The organism is Microcoleus sp. PH2017_34_RAT_O_A, from assembly GCF_020737885.1.
Taxonomy (GTDB): domain Bacteria; phylum Cyanobacteriota; class Cyanobacteriia; order Cyanobacteriales; family Microcoleaceae; genus Microcoleus.
The window spans coordinates 1-12,626 of the sequence record NZ_JAEQDD010000004.1 but is presented as its reverse complement, the minus strand read 5'-3'; the positions used below and the strand labels follow the sequence as shown (position 1 = coordinate 12,626).

11 protein-coding genes are annotated in these 12,626 nt (G+C 45.2%); 6 read left to right on the top strand and 5 right to left on the bottom strand.

Going from position 1 to position 12,626, the window contains the following annotated elements; genetic code table 11:
• Positions 1-18 precede the first annotated feature (18 nt).
• The 3 genes from sufB to sufD all read left to right on the top strand — a co-directional run bounded on the left by sufB (position 19) and on the right by sufD (position 3,932).
• Positions 19-1,461, top strand: a complete 1,443-nt coding sequence (gene sufB, locus JGK11_RS03155) for a Fe-S cluster assembly protein SufB (RefSeq protein ID WP_293204422.1) — start codon at positions 19-21, stop codon at positions 1,459-1,461.
• A gap of 360 nt (positions 1,462-1,821) precedes the next feature.
• Positions 1,822-2,613 (top strand): Fe-S cluster assembly ATPase SufC, encoded by a 792-nt coding sequence (gene sufC / locus JGK11_RS03150; protein WP_293210538.1) that lies wholly within the window; start codon positions 1,822-1,824, stop codon positions 2,611-2,613.
• Positions 2,610-3,932 carry a Fe-S cluster assembly protein SufD gene (gene sufD / locus JGK11_RS03145; protein ID WP_293210536.1) on the top strand — a complete coding sequence of 441 codons (1,323 nt, stop codon included), beginning with the start codon at positions 2,610-2,612 and terminating at the stop codon, positions 3,930-3,932. The genes sufC and sufD overlap by 4 nt, the downstream gene beginning before the upstream one ends.
• Before the next feature lie 442 nt (positions 3,933-4,374).
• On the opposite strand, the gene JGK11_RS03140 is transcribed toward sufD, so the two are convergent.
• The 3 genes from JGK11_RS03140 to JGK11_RS03130 all read right to left on the bottom strand — a co-directional run bounded on the left by JGK11_RS03140 (position 4,375) and on the right by JGK11_RS03130 (position 6,432).
• A complete protein-coding gene (locus JGK11_RS03140; protein WP_293175380.1) occupies positions 4,375-4,974 on the bottom strand; it encodes a TerD family protein in 600 nt (199 codons plus the stop codon).
• 201 nt (positions 4,975-5,175) lie between these two features.
• Positions 5,176-5,745 (bottom strand): TerD family protein, encoded by a 570-nt coding sequence (locus JGK11_RS03135; protein ID WP_293175382.1) that lies wholly within the window; start codon positions 5,743-5,745, stop codon positions 5,176-5,178.
• A gap of 126 nt (positions 5,746-5,871) precedes the next feature.
• A complete protein-coding gene (locus tag JGK11_RS03130) occupies positions 5,872-6,432 on the bottom strand; it encodes an AAA family ATPase (protein ID WP_293175384.1) in 561 nt (186 codons plus the stop codon).
• Between the two features lie 188 nt (positions 6,433-6,620).
• Here JGK11_RS03130 and JGK11_RS03125 point away from each other — a divergent pair, with 188 nt between their 5' ends.
• Positions 6,621-7,307 (top strand): PEP-CTERM sorting domain-containing protein, encoded by a 687-nt coding sequence (locus tag JGK11_RS03125; RefSeq protein WP_293175386.1) that lies wholly within the window; start codon positions 6,621-6,623, stop codon positions 7,305-7,307.
• A 118-nt stretch (positions 7,308-7,425) separates the two neighbouring features.
• Here the strand turns inward: JGK11_RS03125 and def are convergent, their stop codons facing one another.
• Together def and JGK11_RS03115 are read right to left on the bottom strand one after the other, a co-directional pair.
• Complete coding sequence (def, locus tag JGK11_RS03120) at positions 7,426-7,959, bottom strand: peptide deformylase (RefSeq protein WP_293175388.1); 534 nt, start codon at positions 7,957-7,959, stop codon at positions 7,426-7,428.
• Positions 7,960-8,060: 101 nt separating this feature from the next.
• Positions 8,061-9,305, bottom strand: a complete 1,245-nt coding sequence (locus JGK11_RS03115; protein WP_293175390.1) for an HhoA/HhoB/HtrA family serine endopeptidase — start codon at positions 9,303-9,305, stop codon at positions 8,061-8,063.
• A gap of 1,038 nt (positions 9,306-10,343) precedes the next feature.
• Between JGK11_RS03115 and dnaA the strand changes: the two genes are divergently transcribed.
• Positions 10,344-11,714 (top strand): chromosomal replication initiator protein DnaA, encoded by a 1,371-nt coding sequence (gene dnaA / locus JGK11_RS03110; RefSeq protein WP_293175392.1) that lies wholly within the window; start codon positions 10,344-10,346, stop codon positions 11,712-11,714.
• A gap of 361 nt (positions 11,715-12,075) precedes the next feature.
• Positions 12,076-12,549 carry a hypothetical protein gene (locus JGK11_RS03105; protein WP_293210534.1) on the top strand — a complete coding sequence of 158 codons (474 nt, stop codon included), beginning with the start codon at positions 12,076-12,078 and terminating at the stop codon, positions 12,547-12,549.
• The last annotated feature ends 77 nt before the right edge of the window (positions 12,550-12,626 follow it).

Sequence of the window (12,626 nt, the reverse complement as noted above, 5' to 3'; positions counted from 1 at the left end):
CACTGAACACGCAAAATAATGAGTTCTACCACAGCCCAAACCCTAGTCAACCAGCCCTACAAATACGGTTTCGTCACCGACATCGAGTCAGACACCATCCCTCGCGGCTTGAGCGAAGATGTAGTACGGCTGATTTCCTCCAAGAAAAACGAACCAGAATTCTTGCTGCAATTCCGCCTGAAAGCATACCGCAAGTGGCTGACCATGACCGAGCCGACCTGGCCTCATGTCAACTATCCCGCGATCGACTACCAACAAATTATCTACTATTCAGCGCCAAAACAAAAGCCCAAAAAACTCAACAGCTTAGATGAAGTTGACCCGACACTCCTCGAAACCTTCGAGAAACTAGGCATTCCCCTCTCCGAACAAAAGCGCCTGGGAAATGTCGCCGTCGATGCCGTTTTCGACAGCGTTTCCATCGCCACCACATTTAGAGAAAAACTAGCCAAAGACGGCGTAATATTCTGTTCCATTTCCGAAGCCGTCAAAGATTATCCCGAACTCATAGAAAAATATCTCGGCAGCGTTGTACCCGTTGGCGACAACTTTTTCGCAGCCCTCAACTCCGCCGTATTCAGCGACGGTTCCTTCGTTTACATCCCCAAAGGCGTAAAATGCCCGATGGAATTATCCACCTATTTTCGCATCAACAACGGAGATTCCGGCCAATTCGAGCGCACCCTAATTGTCGCAGAAGAAAACAGCTCTGTTAGTTATCTCGAAGGCTGCACCGCACCCATGTTTGACACCAACCAACTACACGCCGCCGTCGTCGAATTGGTAACAATGGACAATGCCGACATCAAATATTCCACAGTGCAAAACTGGTACGCCGGCGATGCTAATGGGAAAGGCGGCATTTACAACTTTGTGACAAAGCGCGGTTTGTGTCAAGGAGTCAATTCCAAGATTTCTTGGACACAAGTAGAAACCGGTTCCGCGATTACTTGGAAATATCCCAGTTGCGTGTTAGTTGGTGACAACTCGGTGGGCGAATTCTACTCGGTAGCCCTGACAAACAACAAGCAGCAAGCTGATACCGGCACCAAAATGATCCACGTCGGCAAAAACACTCGCAGCACGATTATTTCCAAGGGAATTTCGGCGGGGAATTCTTCTAACAGCTATCGCGGCTTAGTGAAAATGGGGCCTAGTGCGAAAGGCGCTCGGAATTATTCTCAGTGCGATTCGATGCTGATTGGCGATAACGCTCAAGCGAATACTTTCCCTTATATTCAAGTGCAGAACCATACTGCTAAAGTGGAACACGAAGCCTCGACTTCCAAAATTGGGGAAGAACAATTGTTCTTCTTCGCCCAGCGGGGAATTTCCGCAGAAAATGCTATTTCGATGATGATTAGCGGTTTCTGCAAAGATGTGTTCAATCAGTTACCGATGGAATTTGCTGCGGAAGCTGATAAGCTGTTGAGCCTGAAACTCGAAGGAAGTGTCGGGTAGAACTCACATCTTGCACTATTATCAAAAAACCTGTAGGGGTGGGTTCACCAAAAACCTTAAAAGGTGCAAACAGGTTAAATAAACCCGCCCCCACCCACCAAAAAGCCCCTGATAGAACTCACATCTTGCGCCATATATCAAACACCTGTAGGGGCGGGTTCACCAAAAACCTTAAAAGGTGCAAACAGGTTAAATAAACCCGCCCCCACCCACCAAAAAGCCCCTGATAGAACTCACATCTTGCACCATTATCAAAAACTTGTAGGGGCGGGTTCACCAAAAACCTTAAACGGTGCAAACAGGTTAAATAAACCCGCCCCCACCCACTGTAAACTGCATTGAGGCCAAGGAAAAAAAGAGATGATTGTTGAAAATAGTCCAGTAATTCTATCCGTCCGCAATTTAACTGCGAATGTTGAAGATACCCAAATCCTGAAGGGTTTGAACCTAGAAATTAAATCCGGCGAAATTCACGCCATCATGGGCCCGAACGGTTCAGGGAAAAGCACATTATCCAAAATATTAGCCGGCCATCCCGCTTATACAGTAACAGGTGGAGAAGTGACATTTTTAGGGCAGAATCTACTGGAATTACCGCCAGAAGAACGCTCTCTGGCTGGTGTGTTTCTAGCATTCCAATATCCTTTAGAAATTCCGGGCGTTAGTAATGTCGATTTCTTGCGTGTGGCTTACAATGCTCATCGCAAACATCGCGGTTTGGAAGAGTTGGATGCTTTTGATTTCCAAGATTTAATCGAGGATAAGCTGGATGTTGTCAAGATGAATCCGGCTTTCTTGAGCCGCAGCGTAAATGAAGGTTTTTCCGGTGGTGAGAAAAAGCGGAATGAGATTTTGCAAATGGCGCTGTTGGAACCGAAGTTAGCTATTTTGGATGAGACTGATTCTGGTTTGGATATCGATGCTCTCAAAATTGTTGCCGGTGGTGTGAATCAGTTGTCAACTGCTGAAAATTCTATGTTGGTGATTACTCACTATCAGCGGTTGTTGAATTACATTATCCCTGATTTCATTCACGTCATGGAAGCTGGTAGAATTATCTTAACTGGCCCGAAAGAGTTGGCGCTGGAATTGGAAGAGCGCGGTTATGACTGGGTTGTGGAAGAGGAAGCAGCAGGAGTTGGCGCGCGATGATAAATACTCAGGTTGCTACTAGGGAAATGTTTTTGGCTGATTTGGTTAATCAGTGCGGTAAGTTGGAGGTTGCTAATAGCGAAAGTTCGGCTTACGGGTTGCAGGATTTGCGGGATGCGGCGACTGAATATGTGCTGGCTGCGAGTTTTCCGACGGTGAGGGATGAGGAATGGCGCTTTACTGATTTGTCGCCGGTTTTGCAAGTTCCTTTTCATGTACCGCAGAGCAATCAGTCAAATGTTAAGCTGACTGATATTATTATGCCTGTGAAAAATCGGGATGATTTACCATTAAGATTGGTATTTGTTAACGGTTTTTATGCGCCGGATTTGTCAACGGGGAATTTGCCGGACTTTTATGTAGGTAATCTATCCAATGTACCGGAAAAATATCGATCGCGCATCACCGATGTTTTGAGCAAGCACAAACAGCAAACTGAAGTGTTCACAGCCTTGAATACTGCGGGTTTGGTCGATGCTGCGGTGGTGTTCGTACCAGCTAATATGTCGATCGACCTTCCGATTCATTTGCTGTTCCTGACTGCACCAGGTGCATCTGGGACGATGTGTCAGCCGCACTGCTTAATCATAGCTGAGGCTGGCAGCAACATCACTGTTGTTGAGGATTACGCAACTATCGGCAATGTACCCGCTTTTACGAATGCTGTCACGGATGTTGTTGTCGGTGAAAACGCCACGGTGAATCATGTTCGGCTTCAGCGCGAAGGTTTGGATGTTGTTCATGTGGGCAAAAGTGCGATCGAGCAAGCGCGCAATAGTCGTTATACTTGTCATGCTATCAGTTTGGGCGGCAAAATATCGCGGCACAATTTAGAAGTATTTCAGCGCGGCGAAGGCACCGAAACAACTTTAAACGGCTTAACCGTAGCCTTTGGCGAACAGTTGGCGGACACTCACAGTTTAATCGATTTCAATCATCCCCACGGCACAAGTCGGCAATTGCACAAGTGCATTGTCGGTAACAAAGCCCGCGCCGTATTTAACGGCAAAGTTTTTGTTCGCAAAGCCGCACAATTGACAGACGCCGGACAATTGAGCCGGAATTTGTTGCTGTCGCCGAGGGCGCGCGTAGACACAAAACCGCAGTTGGAAATTGTGGCGGATAACGTTAAATGTTCCCACGGTGCAACTGTCAGCCAGTTGGAAGATGATGAACTTTTCTACTTGCAAAGTCGCGGGTTAGATTTAGAAAGAAGTCGCTATTTGCTGATTGATGCTTTTGCGGCCGAAATTCTGGATAAATTGCCAATTGTCGGTGTGGCAAAAATGCTTTCTACCTGCATGGCTATCCAAGAATAACTGATTGGTTAGCATACAAATTAGGACACAGCAATGCTGTGTCCCTACCCATAAATCTTGTACAATTTTCAACAAATCTGTAAGGGCGGGTTCACCAATCACATTTACTTCCCACAAACAATCTATATAAACCCGCCCCACCACCACAGACAACCTAGATAAACATAGATTTTTATTTAAATCAAAAATTGTGGTTGTCAATTTTTGATTTATTCAACTAAATGTAATCCCCGTCTGTTTTACCAGAAAGAATTGGTTTCAAGCCTCTCTCCCTTGTAGGAATAAACTAAAATCAGACTATTCATTGCTCCTATCTTTTTCCTTCTAGCTCAAGTGCTGTCAACTGTCAACTGTCAACTGTCAACTGTCAACTGTCAACTGAATGAAGGCGGGTATATGTGAAAAGATGAATTATCTTTTGAACACAAGTGAAGCTTTTTATTCACCGCATAAACGAACCGACAACACCGTTCAAATCTTCAGCCAAAGGATTTCCCAAGGCCTTAAATTTCCACTCGCCACCTTCTCGATAAACTTCTCCCATCAACATATTTAATTTGCCTTCATAGGAAGGATCGCTTGACAAGCGATAGCGAGCAATTTCTTTTCCGGCTGCATCTACAGCCCTCACAAAAGCATTTTCTACCATGCCAAAATGCTGTTGTCTGTCTTTTCCATTGTAAATATTTACGCCCAAGATAATTTTGTGATATTCTGCTGGTAAAGAGCTTAGTTTCACAAATATTTGTTCGTCATCTCCGTCTCCGGCTCCCGTGAGATTGTCGCCGGAATGAACAACTGTTTTATCCTTCGACTCTAAATGAGAGTAATAAATTACATCTTCTTTGTAATTTTTTAATTTGCCATTTTCTCCCAGCAGCAAAGCGTAGGCATCTAAGTCAAAATTTGCACCGCTGCTTCTACCGAAAAGACCTGTTTTAGCTTGCGCTACATCCCAGCCCAAAGCTAATGTTAATCGGGATAAGTCGAATTCACTTTTGCTGAGTACGATCGATTGTCCTTTTGTCAAGTTAATAGCCATATCTTTGTAATTGTGTAAGGTTTATCGTGCAATACAGTTCTGATCAGATTTAGGTTGAAACCGCGCCTATACAAACAAAGCTCGATATCAGCGGGTTGAAGAACGGGCGATTGAAATTACCTGACTTTCTTCAGTCCGCCTCTGGGGACTTTGTTTTTTTAGACGAGGTTTCAATCCTACGTCTTCTCTATTTCCTTCTGATCAGGCGTACTTATCTACAAAGCTTTGCAAGCCGGAATTATAGCCTTGTCCGACAGCTTGGAACCTCCACTCGCCATCTTTCTTGTAAAGTCTGCCAAACTCCACCGCAGTCTCCCGAGAAAAATCCTCGTCCAAATCGTATTTCGTTACTTCTGTATTAGTAGTGGTGTCGTAAATCCTGATAAAAGCATTCCGCACTTGACCAAAATTTTGTCTTCTCGATTCCGCTTCGTGGATTGTCACGACAAACACAATCTCTTCTACCGCTGGATCGACTTTGGTTAAATCAACTGTAACGGTTTCATCGTCGCCAACTCCTTCTCCGGTTCTGCTATCTCCCAGATGTTTTACAGAAGAATCCGGCGACTCGTTGTTATTGTAGAAAACAAAGTATTTTTCGCTGGGAATTTTACCAGCAGCGCCCAGCATAAACACGGAAGCGTCTAAGTCAAATGCCCCTCCGGTGTCTGTAGCGTTGATATCCCATCCCAAACCGATCCCGGCATTTTTCAGCCCCGGTGCTTCTTTAGAAAGATTGATTCTTCCGCCTTTTTCCAAGTTGATTGACATTTGCTCTCCTGTTCGCGACATCACTGATGTTATTTAACAATTATACGACAAATTTTAAATGTCAAGGATCATATGTCTTCTCTTTAAACGATTGATTTAGGAGCGCGCATTCGGCACATAGCGATGTCAACTCACTGATTCATCCTGTAAATGTGCCAAAATCCGATCGACCGTTTCTGAAACCGTTAGATGGGTTGAATCCAGCCAATAACCGAGATGAGGGGTTTCGGTGCGGAGGATGCGATCGAATTCATAAACCATGGTTTCGTTGGCATATCCGGTCTTCAATCGTGCTGCATCCCGTGCCGCTACAACCTCTGCCGAGGGACACAGAACGATCGCACACAACGGCACATCATGAAACGAGGCAACTATCTCAGCAAGTGCCGAACCAATGATAATGTCTTGATAGACAACGGTAAAGCCAGCCTGGAGATATTGTCGCGCTGCCATTGCTGCCAGGTGATAGCGCAATTGAAGTTGCTGATATGCCTCTGCTGACAAATTTAACGTCATTTGGGCCTGCCCATTCACGATCGCGCGACGAAAGATATCCCCGCGCAGGTGAACGCTTTTGGGCAACCTTTCGGCAAGTGATTGGGCAACACTTGATTTTCCAGCAGCCATATTTCCGGTAATTAAAATAATTTGTGGCTGATGATTTTCAGGTTGTTGATTGCTGTTCATAATGTTAAAAATTATACCACCAACTTTTAATATCAATAACAACTATACAAGAAAATGAGTGATAAAAATATTTTAAAACGTAAACGTTTGTGAATATTGTAGATACTTGCTTGCCATTATTTATTATGAGGGATATTCTAGTTACATCGATTAGAGAGCGAGTTGATTAGGGACTTCATTGAAAAGTTATGACCAATAATACTCGAAACATACTGGCAGTTTTAGCAGGGACAGCGATCTGCTACGGAGCAATTTCAATAGCCGATATGCCGATCGCCCGCTCGGCAGTTCTCACGTATAATTTGAAGGCGCCCGGATTTGCCAGCGGTTTGGTTAAGTTTAGCAACTCTGGGATTGCAGGAATAGGCATAGAAGAAGCTACAGTTTCTGAAGGGAGATTAAATACTGTATTTGTTGCCGGATTAGCTGGACCAAGTTCGCCAGAATATCGATTGCCACGCAGAGAATATTATGATTTAGCAGGAGCAATAGCTTTATTTTTTGAAGGGGAATTTCGCGGCATAAAAGCTAGGGGTTCAGACAGATTAACCGAAGTAGTTGACATTCCAGACACAGGATTTGGAGAGTATTACACGAGATACGAGTCAGGAGCAGCCTGGTCTTTGGATACCAATGGATTATCTAATCCCGGTCGGTGGATATCTGGATTTGAGGGATATACTGAAACTTATATCTACGCTCGCACTCATTTTCTTGGTGTTGAGCGATCGCCCTATCGCTCTGGTAACACTATGTTGTATGAACTGGCAGACACGGCAGCCGAACCAGTTCCCGAACCAATGACTGTTGCGGGAACTGCTTTAGCATTGGTTGGTTTTGCGGGTTTCAAGCAAACAAAAAAGATGGCATCTTGAGGATGCAATCGCCGTACTTATGTAATCTCAAAATCTCGAATTTACTACTTTGTATAGGTTGCACGAACAGTCTGCTCACCAGTACAATGAGTAACAATCGGCTAACAGTATTGCACAGCTAAAGTAATTTAACAAATTGCTGCTGATACTCATCCTCTGTCATCAGTTCTGTCGTGCTTTCCACCCTGTCTAAAAACACGATCCCATCTAAATGGTCGTATTCGTGCTGAAAAATCCGAGCCACAAAGTCTGTCAATTCTTGTCTGTGGAGTTTCCCGTCTCTACAAGTGTATTCAATTTCGATCGCCCTACTTCTCGGCACCAATCCCCGAATCCCCGGAATACTCAAACAGCCTTCCCAGTCTTTGGCTGTATCTGTTGATGCAGCGACAATCCGGGGATTAATCATCGCTGTCGGTTCCATGTGCGGTGCTTGGGGATACCGCAGGTTGGGGCGGGATGCGACGATGAACAGCCGATCGCACATCGCAGCTTGAGGGGCGGCAATTCCCACTCCGTGCGCGTGTTGGACGGTAGAAATTAGGTTGTCGATTAGCTGTTGAATGCGATCGTCCTTCACATTCTCGACAACTTGCGACGGTTGGCGCAGTACCGGATTTCCTAATTGTGAAATTTGCAAGATTTCTGGCATAGTTATTGGTTAGTTGTTATTTGTTATTGGTTATTTGTTATTTGTTATTTGGTTATTGTTAAATAACTACTGCCAACTGCCAACTGCCAACTGACAACTGATTATCGAACTTGTTGAACGGGCAAACTCCCCGGTTTCACACTCAAATTAACTATTTGCCCGTTGCGGTTGATTTCCATTTGCAAATTGCCGCCAACCTTCGCATTTTGCACGAAGTCCTGAACAGCTTCCGACTGAATAATCGGCTGATTATTAATCTTTTGAATCACATCTCCAGCCCGCAAACCTGCGGCGGCTGCGGGAGAATTAGGAACAACACTCACAATCGCCACACCGCGATCGACTGCAACTCGCAAATTGCTGTTAGCATTGCCGTTAATTTGCTGCTTCACCTCTGGAGTCAGCGTCGCCATTTCAATACCCAGATAAGCGTGTTCGACTTTCCCCGTCGCAATCAGTTCCTTCGCCACCTCTTGCGCCGCCTGAATCGGAATCGCAAACCCCAATCCTTGAGCACCTTGAATAATCGCCGTATTCATCCCGATCACTTCACCCGAAGCATTCAGCAGCGGGCCGCCGGAATTTCCCGGATTGATTGCAGCGTCTGTTTGAATAAAACCAATGCGCTTGTCGGGTACGCCCACCTCGGTACTCGATCGCCCTGTAGCGCTAATTATCCCCGCAGTTACGGAATTGTCCAAACCCAAAGGATTGCCGATCGCGATCGCCCATTCCCCAGACAGCAGCTTATCAGAATTGCCGATCGTCACCACAGGCACATCATTCGCCTCAATCTTCACCACAGCCACATCCGTCACCTTATCCGCCCCCAACACCCGCCCCTGATAGCTGCGGCCGTCCTTGAGTGTGACATTTACCGTATCCGCGCCCTCCACAACGTGAGCGTTAGTGAGAATCACGCCGTCAGTCCCGATCGCAAAACCCGAACCAGTACCCCGTTCGATTCCGCCCCTGCCGCCCGAATTTGGTTGTCCACCAAAAAAATCCTCCGGCGAAACCCCTCTATTTCCTGGTTTCACCTTGCGCGAAGCATCGATCCGCACCACAGCCGGCCCCACTTTGGCCACCGCAGCCACAATAAAATTCACATTAGCCGCATCCCCCGACAAGGGAACAGACGGCAAGACTTTGCTGCTAGCTTGAGGCTTCGTACTAGCAGGCACTTGCAATCTCGGTTGCACGGTTCTTTGTCCCGCATCCCCCGAATTTGCACGTAATTGAGAAACCGATAGCCGATCGCCCAACATGGCGGCTGCGGCTCCCGTTACCAGCAGCAATATGTAAATTGCCGGTTGCTTCCAAAATTTGCCAGTAGAACTCTTCATCGCGACGTTTTAAGGCTTTCGGGCCAAATTTAAATACTTGCCTAGCAGCTCTTTGATAGCTGCTATATCCGCAGAGCCACAAACAAAATTTTTGGGCGATCGGCAGACTCCCTTAAACTCTAGCATTGACCGAAAGTAATTTGGTCAGCCGATTGTAGATTTTAGCTAAGGTTAATATTTCAGACAACTTGTTGATCTACACTCATGTTTCAAATTTTTTCTCATTTTTTTTCGTCTCCCGGCTCTACTTGGGGACATAAATCGATCGGCTCTACCTCCCGTGAATCAGACACAAGCGAGGAAGAGCCTGGGAAATAAGGGCTATTTGTGTTTTTTGTTCAGGGTTTTAGGCAGTTGCCAAAATACATAGGTTTGTCTAGGTTTTCTCAGAATTTGACGAAAACCAACAATAATTGTGATAAACTGGGGAAACGCTTGATTAGTGCGGGTTGCTAAAGCTTACTGGGTATGAAAACCACAGAAAAACACTTGGCTCAAACTGATCGTCAAAAAACCAAATATTTCAAGTCCTCTGCTAATCAAGGCAGTCTCTAACTGGGAAGAGTAGGCCAACCTGAGCAAAAAGGCAAGCATATAGCACTTGCTCTAGGCAAAACATAGACCGCTAAGTTTGATTTACAGATTTCTGTAGGTTTTTAGAAGCGGCATATAAACTCCTTGGTCTGTACAAAGACCATAAAAATGGGAAATTGACGAGCGTTTTTGGTGGCAGCCAGTCGCTCTGAAAAAAACAAGCGATCGAAAGCGTCTCTAGTAACAGCTAGGGGCGCTTGTTTGCTTGTTAAGGTGAGTCTAACACTGCTTTAGCGTGTATATAATTGTTACGGAAAATATTTTGGGCAATTGTTTTACTCCACTATCAACGAGGCAGAGCCTCTAGATATGGGTTCCCAAACAGATCCCAAGCCGACACCATGTCGCTCGATCGATCGACATTCAAAATCGCCACTTCGATTAAACTGAGTTCTGTGAGAATACAAATTGAATCTCTTGAATGCCGATCGGCAAACGTAAGCAGTGGACATTACCCTCGAAAGTCTGTGGAATCAGATACTTGAACGTCTCCAGGTACAACTGAGCAGGCCTAGCTTTGAGACGTGGATCAAAACGGCCAGAGCCGAACAACTCGAAAATAACTGTTTGATCGTCAGCGCCCCCAACCCCTTTGCTCGCAATTGGTTGCAAAAATACTACGTCAAAACGATCGCCGACGCAGTTGAAGAAATTCTCGGCTATCCCGTAGAAATTTACTTGACAATTGCCGGGGGAAATGAAACAGGTGGTAGCAACGACTCCGCCATGATTTGGCCATCCCCGATCGCCGATAGCCCCGAAAGCCACTCCCTACACCCGCCGAAACCTGCCCATTTAAACCCCAAATACGTATTTTCCCGCTTTGTCGTCGGTTCCAACAACCGCATGGCCCACGCAGCAGCCCTCGCAGTAGCCGAGTCTCCGGGCCGAGAATTCAATCCCCTATTTTTGTGCGGCGGCGTTGGTTTGGGCAAAACTCATCTCATGCAGGCGATCGGTCATTATCGCTTAGAAATTGACCCCAGCGCCAAAGTTTTTTACGTTTCAACTGAAAAATTCACTAACGATTTAATCGCTGCCATTCGCAAAGATAGTATGCAAACTTTCCGCGATCACTATCGCGCAGCCGATGTTTTATTAATAGATGACATCCAATTTATCGAAGGCAAAGAATACACCCAAGAAGAATTTTTTCACACTTTTAATACATTGCACGAAGCCGGAAATCAGGTAGTTTTAGCTTCCGATCGCCCGCCGCAGCAAATCCCCCGCCTGCAAGAGCGCTTGTGTTCCAGATTTTCGATGGGATTAATTGCCGATATTCAATTGCCAGACTTGGAAACACGCATGGCAATTTTGCAGAAAAAAGCCGAGTATGAAAACATGAGGCTGCCGCGAGATGTCATAGAATACATTGCTTCTAGTTACACTTCCAACGTTCGGGAATTAGAAGGTGCTTTAATTCGAGCCGTAGCATATCTTTCTATTACCGGTTTGCCGATGACTGTGGAGAATATCACCCCGATTTTGAACCCGCAAACTGAAACCGTAGAGGCGACACCCGATGCAGTCATTGCAGTTGTGGCTGAGGTGTTTGATGTTTCTGTGGAAGACTTGAAGGGTGTTTCCCGCAGGCGAGAAATTAGCTTTGCCCGTCAAATCGGGATGTATTTAATTCGGCAGCATACCGATTTGAGTTTGCCGAAGGTTGGCGAAGTTTTCGGCGGCAAGGATCACACGACAGTGCTTTATAGTTGCGACAAAATTGCTCAGTTGCGGAATACCGATCCGACTTTAGCCCAAACTTTGCGTCAATTGAGCGATCGAATTAACGCTGTCAGCCGCAAAAGTTAAGAAGAAGAAAGAAGGAAGCCATGACAGGGATTCGGACACGGATACACGGATAAACAGATAGGCAACTGAGGACACGGCAATGCCGTTTCCCTACCTCAAAATAATCGATGGCACTGAGTCCAGATACGGATACTATGGAAAACCGGTGATTTAGGTTAAGTTTCGGGCTTCTGCCAGTTGCGTAAGTCCTGATCTAATTTGATCTGCAACACATTGGTACACTTAAAAAAACTTTAATTGGAGCTATGTAATGCTCCAATTTATTCATAACATGATGTTGTAACAATTATCGCCGTAATCAGGTGGGGATTTTGATGGTGGTTAGCTGAGTTCTGTTGTAAAGATTTTTAAAGAGGGCACAATGATAGCAAGACTCAAAACACCTGAACAATTACACCTTGAAACATTCTTTGCAGAATTGTTCCAAGTTGAAAATCTGAAGGAATATATAACGGTAGTAGAGGAGTTCGCAATCAAGGCATTTAAGAACAAAAATGGTACGAACTGGAGAAAACTTCAGTTCATGGTATTTGAGATGAATTTACGCTTGATGCAGAATGGTTATGGGTTAGGCACGCAGCGTTCATTGAGGGAATGGATACTACGTGACACTATTGAACGGATTGAGAAACAGTACCAGCCGAACGAGCTGCTCCCTGAATATCTGAATAATGTAGAAAACTTCATGCCATGGTTAAAAGAACGCATTAGCAGTCACCGAGTAAATCACCATCCTTTATTTGTCTTGTTTGACAATGACAATCTGAGTCACGAGGAACTGCGCTATTTTTTAGCAAATTATCGGGTCAATATCATTACTCACAAGTTAAGCTAAAAGCACTGTTGTCAATGAGTAATCTTACTCATTTTTTTACCGAGATACCAATTAAAATATGACTCCATTTGTTACTT